Genomic DNA, 15,511 nt, shown 5'->3' with positions numbered 1-15,511 from the left:
GATGAACAGCACGCCCGAGGCCGATTGGCTCAACCTGCTGATCGGCCTGCTGCAAGGTGCGCAACTGAAGTTGCTGCGCGCGCTCGATGCGCTAGGGCTTGCGGAGCAGGTGCACGGCCATCCGGCCTGGCCGTGGTCGCATCGCCTCTCGGGCGAAAACCTGCTGATCGACCTGGGGCAGGCGCGCAGCCTCGCGTGGACGCTGGTCTTTGTTGCCTTGGCACTGCTTGCGCTGCTGCTCGCATTGCTGTGGCGACGCCCGCGCATCTACTTTCTGGCGGTGGTGCCGATGCTGCTGATCGCCGCGCCATGGCCAGCGGCGCACGTGGTGCTGGTGCCGGCAACGCCCACGAGTTTCCAGGCATCGCCGACCGGTTTCACGGCCGCTTCCATCGCCAAGGGCCGCGCGCTCTACGAACAGAACTGCGTCGCGTGCCACGGTGCGGATGGCAGGGGCGAAGGTCCGCTGGCGGCCTCTCTGGCGGTGTGGCCGCCGAACCTGAGCGGCCCCTTGCTGTGGCGGCGTGCCGACGGCGATCTGCTCTGGCGCATTCTTCACGGCACGCGCGATGCGCAGCATGGCCGGGCGACGATGCCTGGCTTCGGCGCGAAGATCGACGAGCCCGATGCCTGGGCGCTCATCGACTACATGAAGGCGCTGGGCGCGGGCCAGAGCCTGCGCGCGCTCGGCAGTTGGCCGCAGCCCATCGGCCTGCCCGACATGGCGGTGCGTTGCGGCTCGCAGCCTGCGCGGTCGCTCGCAAGCTGGCGTGGGCAGCGCGTGCGCATCGTTGCCGGCAATGCAGCGCCGGCTGAAGATCCGCGGCTCGTGACGGTGCTGCTCGTGCCGCCCTCATCAATGGCATCGAGCGCCGCTGCCGATTGCGTGGCGCAGTCCGCCGCCGCATGGGAGGCGCTGGCTTTGATCACCGGAACCGACCGCCTTGCCGGTACGCAGTTCATCGCCGACCGCGACGGTTGGCTGCGCGTGCGTGGCGAGCCCGGCAACGCGGGCTGGTCCGACGACGACCTGGTCTGCCGCAGCGAACGCGCGTCGGCCTTGGCGGGGCAGGGCGTCGCTTCTTCCGCCGATGGACTGGGCGCGCTGATCGCCCGCATGGACGCAGAGCCGGTGCGCTTCGTCAAGGGCGGCTTCATTCACTGACCGATTTTCTTATCTGCAACGAACACGGAGAACCCATGAACTCATCACACCTCGACCGATCGCGCCGGCGGCTGCTGACGCACAGCCTCGCTGCCGCCGCAGCCATCAGCTTGCCCGCCATCTCGTTCCAAGCCAATGCACAGGGTCGCCCGGTACTCAAGGCCGGCGACCAGAAGGGCGGTCTGCGTGCATTGCTTGAAGCGGCCAACGGCCTTGAGGGCTTGGGCTACGACATCCAGTGGTCCGAGTTCCCCGCGGCCGCGCCGCTGGCGGAGGCGCTGAACGCTGCCGCAGTCGATTCCGGCCCCATCGGCGATGCGCCGCTCATCTTTGCGCTTGCCGCGGGCACGCGCGTCAAGGCCATTGGTGCCAACCGCTCCGATTCCTACGGCACCGCAGTGCTGGTGCGGCCCGATTCGCCGCTCAAGACCGCGGCCGATCTCAAGGGCAAGAGCATTGCGACCAACCGCGGCTCCATCGGCCACTACATCACGCTCAAGGCGATTACCGCAGCCGGCCTCAAGCCCGAAGAGGTGAACATCCGCTTTCTTGCGCCTGCCGACGCCAAGCTCGCGCTCACGCAGGGCTCTGTCGATGCATGGGCCACCTGGGAGCCCTACACCGCAATGGCGGAGGTCAGCCAGCATGCGCGCGTGCTCGTCAGCGGGCGCGGGCTGCTGCCGGGGCTCAGCTACCTGGCGGCGACCGATGCCGCCATTGCCGCCAAGCGCCCGGTGCTGCAAGACTTCTTGCAGCGCGTGGTGAAGGCGCAGCTCTGGTCGTACCGCAACGTCGATGCCTACTCGGCCGCACTCGCGCGCATCATCGGCATTCCACCCGAGGCGGCCAAGCTGCAGTTCGAGCGCCGCCGGCAGAAGTGGATAGCGATCGATGCGCAAGTCATTGCCGACCAGCAGGGCACGGCGGATTTCTACCGGCAGGTGGGGCTCATCAAGCAGCCGCTCGATGTGAAGAGCACCTTCGACACCGGCTTTGGTGTGGCGACTGCCGCGGGCGCCTAGCCGCGCGGGTCGGTCAGCCCGGCTTCTGCGCCTGCTCGCACGTCACCTGGATCAGCTCGCGCTCATCCAGCGTGGCGCCGATGCGCACCGCGCTCAGGCAGCCGCCCCAGACGCAGCCGGTGTCGGTCGAAAGCAGGTCGGGCCGCGAAAGCCAGCCCAGCGTGGACCAGTGGCCGAACGCAACGGTGGCATCCGCGGTCTTGCGGCCGGGCACGTCGAACCAGGGCATGAAGCCTTGGGGCGCGGTGGCGGCGCCGTCCTTGCTCTCGAACTCCATCACGCCATCGGCCGAGCAGAAGCGCATGCGCGTGAGCGCGTTCACGATGGCGCGCAAGCGCGCGCTGCCGGTGAGCGAATCGCTCCACTGCGCCGGCTCGTTGCCGTACATGGTGAGCAGGAATTCGCCCAGCGCCGGCCCGCGCAGCACCGATTCGACTTCGGCCGCCAGCACCAGCGTGTCGCCCACCGTCCACTGCGGCAGCACGCCCGCATGCACCATGAGCAGGTCGCCGCCGTCAATTTGCATGTGCAGCGCCATGTGCTGCTGGCGCACCCATTCGAGCATGGCTTCGCTGTCGGGCGCCTCGAGCAGGCCGGCCAGCGTGTCCTTGCGGCTGGGCTTGCGGGCGCCGTGCGCCACGCCCAGCAGGTGCAGGTCGTGGTTGCCGAGCAGGCTCAGCGCGGAGGCGCCGTAGCCCTGCACGCGGCGCAGCACCGCGGCTGAATCGGGGCCGCGGTTGACCAGGTCGCCGAGCAGCACGACGGTGTCGCGGCTGGGAGAAAAACCGATCTTGTCGAGCAGTTTCTGGAGGGCGTCGTCGCAGCCTTGGATGTCGCCGATCAAGTAAAGTGCCATTTCCTTATTTTCACCCCCTGTTCATGGATGTTCTCCTGCTGGCCTTGCTGACCTCGCTGAATGCGTTGTTCGCAATGTCCGAAATGGCCCTTTCAACCAGCCGGCGCGCGCGCCTTGCCGCGCTGGCCGAGACGGGAGATACCGGCGCGGAAGCCGCGCTCCGGTTGATGGAGGAACCCACCCACTTCCTCTCTACCGTGCAGATCGGCATCACGTCGATCGGCATGCTCAGCGGTATCGTGGGCGAGGCCGCCTTTGCCGCGCCGCTCGCGCTCTGGATGGAAAACCTCGGCATGGGCCGCGGCACGGCCAGCGTGGTTTCCACCGCGGTGGTTGTGACCGGCATCACTTTCTTCACCATCATCTTCGGCGAGCTGGTGCCCAAGCGCATCGGCCAGCTCTACCCCGAGCCCGTCGCGCGCTGGGTGTCGCGCCCGATGCGCGGGCTGGCCAAGGGTGCCAAGCCTTTCGTGTGGTTGCTGGCGGGCGCCACGGCCACCGTGCTGAAGCTGCTGCGCATCGACGCCAACGCCGCCCGTTCCATGACCGAGGAAGAAATCTCGGCCAGCCTGGAAGAGGGCGTGGACGCCGGCGTGATCGAGCAGCACGAGCACCAGATGGTGCGCAACGTGTTCCACCTGGACGACCGGCGCCTGTCGTCGCTGATGATCCCGCGCGCCGACATCGAATGGCTCGACGCATCGGACACCGTGGAGCAAGCGCTGAAGAAGGTGGCCGACGCGGGCGCGCTCAACATCGTGCATTCGTGGTATCCGGTGTGTCGCAATTCGCTCGACGACGTGGTCGGCGTGATCAGCGTGGCGCATCTGCTGCGGCTGGGCACCGAGCACGCCGGCGTGCTCGGGCAAGAGGCCGCTCCGGCGGTGTTCGTGCCCGAAACCCTTACCGGCATGGAACTGCTCGAGCAGTTCCGCGAACGCGGCGGCCGGCTGGTGTTCGTGGTCGACGAATACGGCGTGGTGCAGGGCCTCATGACGCCGCGCGACATGCTCGAAGCCATCACCGGCGAGCTGCAGCCCGGCACCCTTACCGACGCCTGGGCGCGCGAGCGGCCCGATGGCGTGTGGGAGCTCGACGGGCTGATGCCTGTTTCTGAGCTGCGCGCGCGGCTCGGCATTCGCGAGCTGCCCGACGAAGAGCGCGGGCGCTACAACACCGTTGCAGGTTTGCTGATGGCTGTTTCGGGCCATCTGCCCAAGGCCGGCGAGGTGATCGAATGCGTGGGCTGGCGCTTCGAAATTGCCGCGCTCGAGGGCCGCCGCATCGACCGCGTGCTGGCCGCGCCCGACAAGTCGGCCGCGCACGGCGACTAGCGCCTGCCCGCTTTATCAGAATTTCAATAAGACCCCACCCAGCGATCGCATGATCGCCAGCCCCACCATGACCGAAGACATCTACACCGAGCCGAATGCCGACCCCGACACCCTTGCCAACCTGGGGCCGCTGCGCGCCATGGCCGGCATTTGGGAGGGCAGCCGCGGCGTGGACGTGAAGCCCAAGCGCGAAGGCCCCAAGACGCAGGTCTACGTCGAGCGCTACGAGCTGCAACCCATCGATCCGCAGACCAACGGCCCCCAGCTGCTGTACGGCCTGCGCTACCACACCTACATCCACAAGCCCGGCCTCACCAAGATGTACCACGACCAGGTGGGCTACTGGCTCTGGGAGCCGGCCACCGGCACGGTGATGCACACGCTGGCCATTCCGCGCGGCCAGGTGGCCATGGCGAGCGGCCACGCCAAGGCGGACGACACGCGCTTTACGCTCAGTGCCGAGCGTGGCAGCCTGGTGAACGGCATCGTGTCCAACCCGTTCATTGAAGAGGCCTTCACCACGCTGGCGTGGAACATCACGGTCACCATCAACGCCGACGGCACCTGGTCTTACGACCAGGACACCGTGATGCAGATCCAGGGGCGGGCCGAGCCTTTTCATCACACCGACCGCAACACGCTCACGCGGGTGGCTGAGCCCGGGCTCAACCCGCTGGCCATGCCCGACGCGCCCGCGGCGGTGGTGGTCTCGCCAAGGCAGTAGCGGCCCAGTAGCGGCCCAGAGAGCGTCGGCAAGCCCTACCAGCGGATCTTCACGCCCACGCTGCCGTTCAGGCCGCTCTTCGTGCGCGCCCCGCCGCCCGAAGCCCAGTACTTGCCCAGCTCTCCGTACAGGCTCATGTTCTGGGTCAGGCGCAACGTGGCGCCGGCCGCCAGTTCGGTGCTCGTGCCGCCGGTGCGGGTTGCAATGTCGGTGTAGCCCGCGGGCCCTGTGAAGCGGGTCACGTCGGTGCCGCTGCTGCTGCGGTAAAGGTTGAGCCGCGCATACGGTTGAAGCGGCCCGGCGGCGGTGGTCATCTCGCCCTTGATGCGCACGCCGGCGCGCACCAGCCAGCCGCTGTGGCTGTCCTGCTGCACCACGGCGCCGACGATGCCGGTGTCGTCCAGGCTCACGCGCTGGTGCACCAGTTGCAGCTGCGGCTCGACGATCCACTCCGGCGAAATGCGGAAGGCCTGGCCCACCTCGATGGAGGCCAGCAGGCTGCGGCCCTTGCCCGAGCTGGAGGCGCCCAGGTCCGTTGCCGCGGTGTAGCGGTGGCGTCCGGCCTGCAGCACGCCGTCAACGTACAGGCCGCCGTCGTTCTTCCAGGTGGCATAGGCGCCCAGGTACTGGCTGCGCAGGTCGTTGGAGCCGGCCGCATAGCCCGGCACGCCGCGCGCAAAGCCGCTCACGCGCACGTCGCCCTCGAGCTGGCCGACGTAGATGCCGACGCGCCAGTTCGGATCGGCCCACAGGTCGTTGCCGGCCTGGAAGCCCGTGAGGCGTCCTTCGCTGGTGGGGCTGACGGTGCCGCCCTGGCTCGTGGTGCGGTCCATGCTGATGATGCGGGCCCAGCCTTGGCGGAGGCCCTGGTTGGGCGCGGCTATGCCGGCCCCGCCCGCGTTCTCGTCGCCCACGCGCTGGTGAAGGTTGCCCACCATGGCCAGGTTGGACTGGCGGAACTGCTCTGGCAGCGCAGCGTAGAGCGGTACCTCGGCGCGGTAGGTGGGCACGGTAATGCCCGCCGGCGCGCTGGGAGAGGCGCCGTCATCGCTCAGCGGGCTGCCGTCGTCTGGTGCAGGCGCTGGTGCCGGTGCAGGCGATGGCGATGGCGATGGCGATGGCGATGGCGAGGGTGCCGGAGGCGGCGGCGGAGGAGGGGGAGGCGGTGGCGGCGCAACGATGATGCCGGACCGCAAATACCAGTTCTCCCCCGCCCCCGAAGCATCCCCCGCATGCAGCCGGTACTCGTACGCCCCCGCATCCACGTGCCCGCCGGCCAGGCGGAACGCATCGCGCGTGGTCTGCGCCGTCGTCGTGGCCCCGTTCATCGCCGTCACCACCTCGATGCCGCTGCCCACCGTCAGCGCCCCCAGCCCGCCCAGGTTCGTCACCTGGATGTTCGTCGTGCCGCTGGCAATTGCCGTGCAGCCGCTCAGGATCAGCCGGTCGCTCAGGCTGCCGCTGCCCCCCAGCGCCGTGCCCAGGCGCAGCGTGCCGCCATTGCCCACCCAGGGCCCCTGCACCGTCAGCGTCGCCCCCGGCGAGCCGCTCAGCAGCGACACCGTGCCCGCGCTGGCCATGCCCGCAATCGTCTGGCTGTGGCCCGCCAGGTCCAGCACCGCCCCCGCGTCCACCGTGAACGCGCTCGCGCTGCTGAAGGTGCCCGCCGCCCCCGCGCGCAGGCTGCCTGCCGCCACCCGCGTGGCGCCCGTGTACGTGTTCGCCCCGCTCAGGGTCAAGGTGCCCGCGCCCACCTTCACCAGTTCGCCCGCGCCCGAGATCGGGCCCGACCAGCCCAGCCCGTGGCCGTTGCTGTCGATGGTGCCCGTGCCGCCCAGCAGCAGCGCATTGCCGAGGTCCAATCCGTTGGCGCCGGCCACGATGCGTGCCGCCGCGCCGCTGTCGATCGCCACCGCGCCGAGCAGCGTGCCGCCCGCGTTCAGCAGCAGGCGGTTGCTGCTGCCGCCGGTGAAGGCCACCGCGGGCGCGCGTGTGACGCCGTCGCCGCCCAGCCCGCCGGCCAGGGTGCCGCTGTTCTGCAGGTCCAGGTCGGCGCCCGTCACCCCGGCGCCGCCGGCACCGGGCAGGCCCGCGGGCCCGCCGTTGCTGCTGGCGCCGCCCAATCCGCCCGACCCGCCGGCGATGGTGCCGCTGTTGACGATCACGCTGCCCGCGACCCCCGCACCGACCGAGGCCAGCCCGGCCCCGCCGTCGCCGCCGTTGCCCGGCGTGCCGGTGCCGCCCACCCCGCCGCCGCCGGCACCGCCCGCGCCCCCGGCGCCGCCCAGGAGCTGGCCGGTGTTGATCACTGTCAGTGCCGTGCTGCCCGCCAGCGTGAGGCCGGCCCCGCCGGCCCCGCCGCCGCCGCCCGCGGCGTTGCTGCGCGCCGGCAACAGTTCAGAGCCGCCCGCGCCGCCGGCGCCGCCCGCCGAGGTGCCGCCGTGGGTCAGCGTGAGCCCTGGGGTGGCCGTGCGCAGCCACAGCCCGCTGCCGCCGCTGCCGCCGCCGCCGGCCTGGGAAAAGGCATCGCCGCCCGCGCCACCGGCGCCGCCGGTGAAGACGCCGATGGCAGTCACATCGGCCAGCGGGTCGAGCAGCGTGGCGCCATGGCCGCCCGCGCCACCGCCGCCCGCGGCCCAGTAGCCGTTGCCGCCGTTGCCGCCCGCCCCGCCGGTGGCGGAGAAGGTGGCCGCGGTGGTGGCGGGGCTCATGGCATTGCCGATCTGGCCGCCGCCGCCGCCACCGCCATAGCCGTTGCCGCCGCCGAGGTCGCCGGTCTGGGACTGGCCGGCGCCGCCCGCGTCGCCCTGCCACACGCCGGGCGAGACCTCGGTGGTGGCGGCGCCGGCCGCACCGCCCGCGCCCGGGGTGGCGCCGGCGAAGCTGCCGATGTCGGCGGCGCTGCCGTCGCTGGGGCCGGCTTCGGTGGAGGCGCCGCCGTCGCCGCCATGGGCGTTGACCGTCGTGTCGTTGAGCCCGCCGCTGCCGCCCTGGCCGTCGCTGCCGCCGTCGCCGGCGTGCAGGGTGGTCTCGCCCACGGGCTGGCCGCCGGTGCCGCCGGCGGCGCCCGCGGGCAGGGCCAGGGCTGCGCCCAGCAACAGCACGGACAGCGCGATGGCGTGCAGGCGGAGGTCGGGCATTGGGCCTGCGCGGCTGCGTTCTTCGACACTGCCGCCGCCGCCGTCGCGGCTTGGCCGGGTATGGCCGCGCGAGATTTCGGGTGCCGCCACCCATGTGCCGAGCGACGGATTCCAGAGGGTTCGAAAAATTCTGTTCATGGCTCTACCTTTGGCGGCGTGTTCCCCCGCTGACCTGCCAACGGAGGCATCGCCTGGCGCCCGGATCGGACTGCAAGCGTTCTCTTTGCCGTGGAGCCAATGTAAAAATTGCGTCACATCCGGACATGAGCGGTGCGCCCCTTTTCCGGGGAGACAAACGCCCCGCGCGTGCTGGTGCGAACCATGACAAATCGCCTGCCGATGCGGGCAGTCCTGCCTCTCGTCCTACAGGCACGGCGCCGCCGAGCCCGCAGGATCGGGTCATGAGCAAATGGATCTTTGCAAGCGTGAGCGTGGCCGCCTGGTGCGCGGCCGTAACCGCAACGGCGGAGCCCGTAAGGGTGCCGGTCGACAGCGACGACAAGGGCACCGTCTACGTGGCGCCGAACGTCAATTCCACCGAAACCTCGGCCTACACCAAGGGCGCGACCATCGGCGTGGAGCGGCCCGACGGCAGCGGCACCTACATAGGCACCGACACCTCCACGCCGCGGCCGACCTACTCGCTGGGTGCGAGCACGGGCGGCAATGTGTCGCTCACGGGCGGCGTGCTGAGCGACGGCAAGAACAACAACGGCGTGAAAGCCGGCGTCACCATCAAGTACTGACTTTCAGGCGATCAGACGAGCGTGCCGTACACGATGAACCCGTCGTGCGAGGCCATCTTGTCGTAGAGCATGCGCCCCGCGGTGTTGGTGACGTGCGTCTGCCAGTACACGCGGTGCGCGCCCACGCGCTTCACGTGCGCGTACACGCCTTCGATCAGCTGGCGCCCGACGCCGCGGCCGCGTTCCGAAGGCAGCGTGAACAGGTCTTGCAGGTAGCAGTTCGGCTCGATGCGCGTGGTGCTGCGGTGAAACAGGTAGTGCGTCAGCCCCACCAGCTGGCCGTCGCGCTCGGCCACCAGCGCATGCATCGGCTCATACGGGTCGAAGAAGCGCTGCCACGTGACCCGCGTGATCTCGTCGGGCAGTGCCGTGGGGCCCTCGCGCTCGTAGAAGGCGTTGTAGCCGTCCCATAGCGGCTTCCAGCCGGCGTAGTCTTCCGGCACCGGAGGGCGAACCAAAAGGGAAGAAGAAGCTGAGGAGGAAGAGGTCGTAGTCATGCGTCGTCGGCTGCCTGCACATTGAAAACATGCGATTGCAACACGACTGCAGCCGGCTCAGCGTCCGAAGAAAGGGTTCAGCATTTCTTCTTCGGCCGGCGACTTGTTCTTTCGGGCCTTGCCCGGCACCGAAAGATTGCATGCGGTCGGCACCACCGCCGTCAGCGGCGGAATGGGCGGCAGCACCGGCGGCTCGCCGGCCGGCCCCATCGACAGCTCGAGAAAGTCGAGCATCGCGCGCATGGCGGCGCTGTTGTGCCGGCGCTGCGAATAGGCCGCGTAAAGCCAATGGTCCTTCGGCATGTGCTCGCGCAGCACCGGCACAAGGGCGCCGCGCTCCAGGTGCGACTGCGCCAGCGGCTCGGGCACATAGGCCACGCCCGCGCCGCGCAGCGCCAGCTCGATGAGCGCAACGGCGTCGTTGGCTTCCATGCGGCTGTGCACCTGCACTTCGACCGGCTTGCCCTTGGTCTCGAAAGGCAGGTGGGTGGTGGGCTTTGCCGAATAGCTCAGCACGTCGTGGCGGGCCAGGTCTTCGGGCACCTTGGGAATGCCGCGCTGCGCCCAATAGCCGGGGCTTGCGCACACCACCATGTCGAACGGCACCAGCCGCCGCACGATCAGGTTCATGTCGTCGATGCGCCCGCCTGTCAGGTGAATGTCGATGCCTTCCTCGATCAGGTCGATCTCGCTGTTGGTGAACACCAGGCTCACATACACCTCTGGGTAGAGCTTGATGAATTCGGCAATCACGTCGGACAGCCAGCCCGCAATCAGCCCGTGCGGCGCGCTCATGCGCAGGCGCCCGCGCGGATGCGAGCCGTGGGCCTGCAGGTCGTTCAGCGTGTTCTCGGCCATGGCCACCAGCTCGGCGCTGCGGTCGAGCAGCACCTGCCCCGCATCCGTCAGGCTCAGCGAACGGGTGGAGCGGTTGAGCAGCCGCACGCCGCTGCGCTCCTCGAGCTCGGCCACATAGCGGCTGACCGTGGCTTTCGACATGCCCAGCGAAATGGCTGCACGGGAGAAGCTGCGCCGGAACGCCACTTCGCGGAATGTTTTGATGAGATCGAGGCCGTCCATGGTGGCTGCATTGTTTCAGTTTCCCCGCGCGGCTGCAGATCCAACCGGCGGAATCCCGCGTATCACGGCAGGCGGCTCCTTCCGGTGCCGCGAACAAGGATTCACGCGCATGCCGCAAACCACTGAAGCTGCCATTCGCTCGGTCGAGCGGGGCCTGGTGCCCGACACCCTCGTGCGGATGGGCATCCGGCGCTTGTTGAGGGCCAGGCTGGCCGAACTCGAAGGCGGCGCTGCGGAAGAAACCGCCGAGCTCACCGAAATGTTTCTGCGTGAAATGAGCGCCGCACCGCTGGCGCCCCTGCCCGAGAAAGCCAACGAACAGCACTACGAAGTGCCGGCCGGTTTCTTCGGTGCCGTGCTGGGGCATCACCGCAAGTACAGCAGCTGCTTCTGGCCCGAAGGCGCAAAGACCTTGATGCAGGCCGAATCGGCCGCGCTCGAGGCCACCTGCGAGCGCGCGGGGCTGCGCGACGGGCAGGACGTGCTCGAACTCGGCTGCGGCTGGGGCTCGCTCACGCTGTGGATGGCCGAGCGCTACCCCGCAAGCCGCATCACGGCGCTGTCCAACTCGCAGTCGCAGCGCGAATACATCGAGGTGGAGGCCACGCGCCGTGGGCTGCACAACGTTCGCGTCGTCACGCGCGACTTCAACGAGTTCTACACGGCCGACCGGTTCGACCGCATCGTCTCGGTCGAGATGTTCGAGCACCTGCGCAACTGGCCGCGCGCCTTTGCCAACGTGGCGCGGTGGCTGCGGCCCGAGGGCCGCTTCTTCATGCATGTGTTTGCGCATCGCGATGCGCCCTACGCCTTCGAGGAACGCGATGCGAGCGACTGGATGAGCCGCCATTTTTTCTCGGGCGGCATGATGCCGTGCGACAGCCTGGCGCTGCGCTGCCAGGACGATTTGCGGGTGCTGCAGCAATGGCGCTGGGACGGCACCCACTACCAGCGCACCGCCGAAGCCTGGCTCGCCAACATGGACGGGCGCCGCATGATGCTGTTTCCGCTCTTCAGAAGAACCTACGGCGCCGATGCCGAACTGTGGTGGATGCGCTGGCGGCTCTTCTTCATGTCGGTGGCCGAGCTCTTCGGCTACGAGAGCGGGCAGCGGTGGTGGGTGAGCCACTATCTTTTCGAGCGGCGCACATGAGCCGGCCCACGCGCGCCATTCAGCTGGCAAACCTGGTCGTGTTCCAGCTGGCATGGTTTGCGGCGGTGCTGGGCGCGGCGCACCAGTTGCCGCTCGCAGGTGCGGCCTGTGTCGCGGCTGCCGTTGGGTGGCATCTTCTCGTTTCGGCCCGGCCGGCGCGCGAAGCGCGGCTCGTGGCGGTGGCTTGCGCCGTGGGGTTCGTCATCGAGACGGCCGTCGTCCTGCAGGGCCACGTGGTCTATCCGTCGGGGCAGCCCGTGCCGTACCTGGCCCCTTACTGGCTGGTGGCGCTCTGGGGGCTGCTTGCCATTGCGCTGAACGTGACGATGCGGTGGCTGCGCGCGCGCCCGTGGCTGGCATGCGTGCTCGGCGCCGTTGCCGGCCCGCTGTCGTTTGCCTCGGGCGTGCGGCTTGGCGGCGCCGAGTTTGTGCATCCGGAGCCCGCGCTGCTCACGCTGGCAGTGGTCTGGGCGGTGCTCATGCCGGTGCTGATGCGGCTTTCGATTCGCTTCGACGGCGTCGGCGTTCCGCAGGTGAGCCATGGGTGAGAACCCAAGCCTCGTGGCCGTGGCCCTGGCCGGACTCACGGGCACCGCCGTGCTGGCATTCGCAACCTGGCTCGCCAGCCTGGCACGGCGCGACGCCAGCCTGATGGATCGCGTCTGGTCGCTGTGCATCCTGGCCGCGGCGGTGATGTACTTTTTTCTGCTGCCGCCGCAAGCGGTGCCGCGCGGGCTTTGCATGCTGCTGATCGCAGCCGTGTGGGCATTGCGGCTCAGCGCTTTCATCAGCTGGCGCAACTGGGGGCATGGCGAAGACCGGCGCTACCGGCAGATCCGCGAACGCAATCAACCGAACTTCGGGTTCAAGAGCCTCTACCTGGTGTTCGGCCTGCAGGCCGTGCTGGCGTGGATTGTCTCTGCCCCTTTCCTGGCCGGCATGTCGGCGGGGCGCGAGCTGAACATGCTCGATGCCGCAGGCATTGCGCTGGCGCTGTTCGGCGTTGCGTTCGAGAGCATCGGCGACGCGCAGATGGCGCGCTTCAAGGCTGATGCGGCAAACAAGGGGCAGGTGATGGACCGTGGCCTCTGGCGCTACACGCGGCATCCCAACTACTTTGGGGAGGCCTGCGTCTGGTGGGGGTTGTGGCTCATGGCCATCGCTGGAGTCGGGTGGGGCGGCGCGTGGGTCGCCGTGTCTCCGGTGCTCATGACGGTGCTTCTCTTGAAGGTGTCCGGCGTGAGCCTGCTCGAGAAAGACATCGCCGAACGGCGCCCGGCCTACCGCGACTACATCGCGCGCACCAACGCCTTCGTGCCCGGTCCTCGGCGTGGGGAGCCTCGATGAAAACGGCCCGCTACCGCGCGGCGGCGTGCCTTGCCTGCGCGCTTGCGGTTTCGTCGGCAGCAGCCGCGCCGGCAAGCGACTCGACCTTCAGCGTGTTTCTCGACGACAAGCCCATCGGCGAGCATCGCTTCAGCATTGGCGGCACCGAAGACGCGCGCAGCGTGGTGAGCGAGGCGAGCTTTACCGTCAAGTTATTGGGGCTCACGGTCTACCGCTATCGCCATCGCGCTGTCGAGAAATGGCGCGGCGATTGCCTCAGCGAATTGACCGCCACGACCGACGACGACGGCAAGGCCAGCCGCGTGCGAACCGAGGTCGAAGGCGACGGGCTTGCTGTCGTCACCGACGCGGGCCGCCAGGCGCTCAAGGGCTGCGTCATGAGCTTTGCCTACTGGAACCCCGCCATCCAGCGCCAGCCGCGCCTGCTCAATGCGCAGACCGGCCGCAGCGAGAGCGTGCAGGTCAGCCGCGCCGGCGGCGGCACGGTCGAGGTGCGCGGCCGGCAGGTGGCGGCAACGCGCTGGCGCATCGACGGACCGGCGCGGCCCATCGACGTCTGGTATTCGGCGCAGGGCGAATGGGTCGGACTCGACTCGATGGTCGACGGTGGGCGCAAACTGGTCTATCGGCTGAAGTGATGCGACGGTCTTTCATCCAAACCAACAAGGGAACATTCATGTCCATCCGGCAATTCGCCATCGCCTATGCGGCGTCGGCCGTGGTCTTTTTGGTGCTCGATGCCATCTGGCTGACCGTCATGGCCGACCGGCTCTATCGGCCGGCGCTCGGCCACTTGATGCTGGAGCGTTTTTCGCTGGGGCCGGCCGCCGCGTTCTATGCCATTTACCTGGCGGGCGTGGTGGTGTTTGCCGTGTCGCCCGCGCTCGGCAGCGGGCGCTGGCTCACATCGCTGGGCCTTGGCGCGCTGCTCGGGCTCATGGCCTACGCCACCTACGACCTGACCAACCAGGCCACGCTGAAAGACTGGTCATGGACCGTGACCATCGCCGACCTGTGCTGGGGCACTTTCGTCACCGCCGTTTCGGCGGCCGTGGCAGCCAAGGTGGTGCTGGCGGCTAGCCGCTAGCCGCTAGCCGCTGACGCGCGGCTGCTACATGCCGACCAGCGCGCCCAGGGTGCGCGCCACCACGCCGTTGAAAAGCACCCGGCCGCGCACCGAGGCAAGGCAGATGCATTCGCCGCCCGCCTGCACCACCGGCTGATGGTGAAAGCTGCCGTCCGCCTCGTCGAAATCGCCCGGGCCGAACAGCGCGCGTCCGTCGTGGAAGGTGCCGTAGAGCACCTGCGTAAGTTCGGAGTCGCTGTGCGTGTGCATCGGCAGGTTCTTGCCCGCGCCAATGCGCAGCAGAAACACATTGGCCGCCGGATCGTCGGGCAAGGTCACGCGGCTCCAGCGCATGCCCGGCCCCAGCCAGCGCCAGCGCGTGGCGGGGCATCCCGTAAGCGAGCGCGGCCAAGTCATGCCGGGCGGAAGCACGGGATGCGGAGCCGGTACCGGCACCGGCAGGGCGCGTGGTGCGGGCGGGGTGTCGATGGCCGCCATCGTGCGCGCGAGCGCATCGGGTGCCATGGTTGCGGGCGGCAGTTCGTCCAGCAGCGCGCCGCCCACGGCCTCGAACACGCGCATGCGTTCGCGGCAATGCGCGCAGTTCTCGACATGGCTGGCAACGACCACCGAATGGCCGCGGTCAAGGCTGCCCGCCGCATGGGCCAGCAGCAACTCGTCGTCTGGGTGATGTTGAATCGTCGTCATGGTTCGAGTCCATCGAGCAGCCGCCGCAAATGGCGAACGGCCAGGCGCACGCGCGACTTGACGGTGCCGAGCGGAAGGCCCAGCGCCTTTGCAATCTGCGAGTGCGGTTGCTCCTCGTAAAAGGAAAGGCGCAGCACCTGCGCCTGTTCGTCTGGCAATTGCGCCATGGCCGCGCGCACGCCGGCTTCGCGCTGCCGCGTCAGCAAAAGTTCGTCAGGCTGGGGAAGCGTGTCGGGCATGTCGTCGCCATCGAGCTCCTCCGCGTCGGCCGTGCGGTTGCCAATGCGCCTGAAATGGTCCACCCGCAGGTTGCGCGCAATGGTGAAGATCCAGGTCGAAACATTGGCAATGGCGGGGTCGAAGCTCGGCGCCTTGCGCCAGACGCTCACCATGGCTTCCTGGGCCAGTTCCTCGGCCAGCCCTTCGGAGGTGCCGAGCCGTATCAGGTAAGACTTTACGCGCGGCGCGAAATGCTTGAACAGCGCGGCAAAGGCTTGCCGGTCGCCGTTGCGGGCCACTGCCTGGGCCAGGTTGTTGAGTTCTTCGCTTGTCGGCATCGCGTCCCGGCCTTGATGCAGTGTCACGATCGACAGCCAAGGCGCTCGCGGTCGAACGCGCGAGGAGACCGGTGCCGTGGTTTGTCGGACGGTGTTCATGCTGCTCTTACGCACCG

General features: G+C 69.0%; 16 protein-coding genes. 10 read left to right on the top strand and 6 right to left on the bottom strand.

Features of this window, described 5'->3' with window-relative positions:
- Position 1 precedes the first annotated feature (1 nt).
- Positions 2-1,165 (top strand): c-type cytochrome, encoded by a 1,164-nt coding sequence (locus V9L21_RS11095; protein WP_337311784.1) that lies wholly within the window; start codon positions 2-4, stop codon positions 1,163-1,165.
- A gap of 35 nt (positions 1,166-1,200) precedes the next feature.
- Positions 1,201-2,187, top strand: a complete 987-nt coding sequence (locus tag V9L21_RS11090; protein WP_337311782.1) for an ABC transporter substrate-binding protein — start codon at positions 1,201-1,203, stop codon at positions 2,185-2,187.
- A 13-nt stretch (positions 2,188-2,200) separates the two neighbouring features.
- On the opposite strand, the gene V9L21_RS11085 is transcribed toward V9L21_RS11090, so the two are convergent.
- Positions 2,201-3,043, bottom strand: a complete 843-nt coding sequence (locus V9L21_RS11085) for a symmetrical bis(5'-nucleosyl)-tetraphosphatase (RefSeq protein WP_337311780.1) — start codon at positions 3,041-3,043, stop codon at positions 2,201-2,203.
- Positions 3,044-3,066: 23 nt separating this feature from the next.
- Between V9L21_RS11085 and V9L21_RS11080 the strand changes: the two genes are divergently transcribed.
- Both V9L21_RS11080 and V9L21_RS11075 read left to right on the top strand, forming a co-directional pair.
- Positions 3,067-4,377: a hemolysin family protein gene (locus V9L21_RS11080; protein ID WP_337311779.1), complete on the top strand. Its 1,311-nt coding sequence runs from the start codon at positions 3,067-3,069 to the stop codon at positions 4,375-4,377.
- Between the two features lie 49 nt (positions 4,378-4,426).
- A complete protein-coding gene (locus V9L21_RS11075; RefSeq protein WP_337311778.1) occupies positions 4,427-5,101 on the top strand; it encodes an FABP family protein in 675 nt (224 codons plus the stop codon).
- Positions 5,102-5,136: 35 nt separating this feature from the next.
- On the opposite strand, the gene V9L21_RS11070 is transcribed toward V9L21_RS11075, so the two are convergent.
- Positions 5,137-8,379, bottom strand: a complete 3,243-nt coding sequence (locus tag V9L21_RS11070; RefSeq protein ID WP_337311777.1) for an autotransporter outer membrane beta-barrel domain-containing protein — start codon at positions 8,377-8,379, stop codon at positions 5,137-5,139.
- Between the two features lie 263 nt (positions 8,380-8,642).
- Here V9L21_RS11070 and V9L21_RS11065 point away from each other — a divergent pair, with 263 nt between their 5' ends.
- Positions 8,643-8,987, top strand: a complete 345-nt coding sequence (locus V9L21_RS11065) for a hypothetical protein (RefSeq protein WP_337311776.1) — start codon at positions 8,643-8,645, stop codon at positions 8,985-8,987.
- An 11-nt stretch (positions 8,988-8,998) separates the two neighbouring features.
- Here V9L21_RS11065 and V9L21_RS11060 read toward each other — a convergent pair whose 3' ends face one another.
- Entirely contained in the window at positions 8,999-9,484 is a 486-nt protein-coding gene (locus V9L21_RS11060) for a GNAT family N-acetyltransferase (protein WP_337311774.1), read from the bottom strand.
- A 57-nt stretch (positions 9,485-9,541) separates the two neighbouring features.
- On the bottom strand, positions 9,542-10,564 hold the full coding sequence (locus tag V9L21_RS11055) for a LysR family transcriptional regulator (protein WP_337311772.1): 1,023 nt from the start codon (positions 10,562-10,564) through the stop codon (positions 9,542-9,544).
- A 109-nt stretch (positions 10,565-10,673) separates the two neighbouring features.
- Between V9L21_RS11055 and V9L21_RS11050 the strand changes: the two genes are divergently transcribed.
- Genes V9L21_RS11050 through V9L21_RS11030 form a run of 5 tightly spaced genes read left to right on the top strand, consistent with a single transcriptional unit; the run spans position 10,674 to position 14,151 of the window.
- Entirely contained in the window at positions 10,674-11,717 is a 1,044-nt protein-coding gene (locus V9L21_RS11050) for an SAM-dependent methyltransferase (protein ID WP_337311770.1), read from the top strand.
- A complete protein-coding gene (locus V9L21_RS11045) occupies positions 11,714-12,265 on the top strand; it encodes a DUF2878 domain-containing protein (protein ID WP_337311768.1) in 552 nt (183 codons plus the stop codon). The genes V9L21_RS11050 and V9L21_RS11045 overlap by 4 nt, the downstream gene beginning before the upstream one ends.
- Complete coding sequence (locus V9L21_RS11040) at positions 12,258-13,064, top strand: DUF1295 domain-containing protein (RefSeq protein ID WP_337311766.1); 807 nt, start codon at positions 12,258-12,260, stop codon at positions 13,062-13,064. Before V9L21_RS11045 ends, V9L21_RS11040 begins: the two co-directional genes overlap by 8 nt.
- Positions 13,061-13,702 (top strand): DUF6134 family protein, encoded by a 642-nt coding sequence (locus V9L21_RS11035; protein ID WP_337311764.1) that lies wholly within the window; start codon positions 13,061-13,063, stop codon positions 13,700-13,702. The genes V9L21_RS11040 and V9L21_RS11035 overlap by 4 nt, the downstream gene beginning before the upstream one ends.
- A 38-nt stretch (positions 13,703-13,740) precedes the next feature.
- On the top strand, positions 13,741-14,151 hold the full coding sequence (locus V9L21_RS11030; RefSeq protein ID WP_337311762.1) for a DUF2177 family protein: 411 nt from the start codon (positions 13,741-13,743) through the stop codon (positions 14,149-14,151).
- A gap of 24 nt (positions 14,152-14,175) precedes the next feature.
- On the opposite strand, the gene V9L21_RS11025 is transcribed toward V9L21_RS11030, so the two are convergent.
- Positions 14,176-14,838, bottom strand: a complete 663-nt coding sequence (locus V9L21_RS11025) for a ChrR family anti-sigma-E factor (RefSeq protein ID WP_337311760.1) — start codon at positions 14,836-14,838, stop codon at positions 14,176-14,178.
- Positions 14,835-15,395 (bottom strand): sigma-70 family RNA polymerase sigma factor, encoded by a 561-nt coding sequence (locus V9L21_RS11020; protein WP_337311758.1) that lies wholly within the window; start codon positions 15,393-15,395, stop codon positions 14,835-14,837. Before V9L21_RS11020 ends, V9L21_RS11025 begins: the two co-directional genes overlap by 4 nt.
- Between the last annotated feature and the right edge of the window lie 116 nt (positions 15,396-15,511).

The organism is Variovorax sp. CCNWLW235 (genome assembly GCF_037204085.1).
Classification (GTDB): Bacteria; Pseudomonadota; Gammaproteobacteria; order Burkholderiales; family Burkholderiaceae_C; genus Variovorax.
Note: the sequence above shows the minus strand (reverse complement) of the source record. Positions and strands in the feature narration are given on the sequence as shown.

Coding starts and splice junctions, on each gene's coding strand:
- V9L21_RS11095 (WP_337311784.1), top strand. CDS start 2: ATGAACAGCACGCCCGAGGCCGATTGGCTCAACCTGCTGATCGGCCTG.
- V9L21_RS11090 (WP_337311782.1), top strand. CDS start 1,201: ATGAACTCATCACACCTCGACCGATCGCGCCGGCGGCTGCTGACGCAC.
- V9L21_RS11085 (WP_337311780.1), bottom strand. CDS start 3,043: ATGGCACTTTACTTGATCGGCGACATCCAAGGCTGCGACGACGCCCTC.
- V9L21_RS11080 (WP_337311779.1), top strand. CDS start 3,067: ATGGATGTTCTCCTGCTGGCCTTGCTGACCTCGCTGAATGCGTTGTTC.
- V9L21_RS11075 (WP_337311778.1), top strand. CDS start 4,427: ATGATCGCCAGCCCCACCATGACCGAAGACATCTACACCGAGCCGAAT.
- V9L21_RS11070 (WP_337311777.1), bottom strand. CDS start 8,379: ATGAACAGAATTTTTCGAACCCTCTGGAATCCGTCGCTCGGCACATGG.
- V9L21_RS11065 (WP_337311776.1), top strand. CDS start 8,643: ATGAGCAAATGGATCTTTGCAAGCGTGAGCGTGGCCGCCTGGTGCGCG.
- V9L21_RS11060 (WP_337311774.1), bottom strand. CDS start 9,484: ATGACTACGACCTCTTCCTCCTCAGCTTCTTCTTCCCTTTTGGTTCGC.
- V9L21_RS11055 (WP_337311772.1), bottom strand. CDS start 10,564: ATGGACGGCCTCGATCTCATCAAAACATTCCGCGAAGTGGCGTTCCGG.
- V9L21_RS11050 (WP_337311770.1), top strand. CDS start 10,674: ATGCCGCAAACCACTGAAGCTGCCATTCGCTCGGTCGAGCGGGGCCTG.
- V9L21_RS11045 (WP_337311768.1), top strand. CDS start 11,714: ATGAGCCGGCCCACGCGCGCCATTCAGCTGGCAAACCTGGTCGTGTTC.
- V9L21_RS11040 (WP_337311766.1), top strand. CDS start 12,258: ATGGGTGAGAACCCAAGCCTCGTGGCCGTGGCCCTGGCCGGACTCACG.
- V9L21_RS11035 (WP_337311764.1), top strand. CDS start 13,061: ATGAAAACGGCCCGCTACCGCGCGGCGGCGTGCCTTGCCTGCGCGCTT.
- V9L21_RS11030 (WP_337311762.1), top strand. CDS start 13,741: ATGTCCATCCGGCAATTCGCCATCGCCTATGCGGCGTCGGCCGTGGTC.
- V9L21_RS11025 (WP_337311760.1), bottom strand. CDS start 14,838: ATGACGACGATTCAACATCACCCAGACGACGAGTTGCTGCTGGCCCAT.
- V9L21_RS11020 (WP_337311758.1), bottom strand. CDS start 15,395: ATGCCGACAAGCGAAGAACTCAACAACCTGGCCCAGGCAGTGGCCCGC.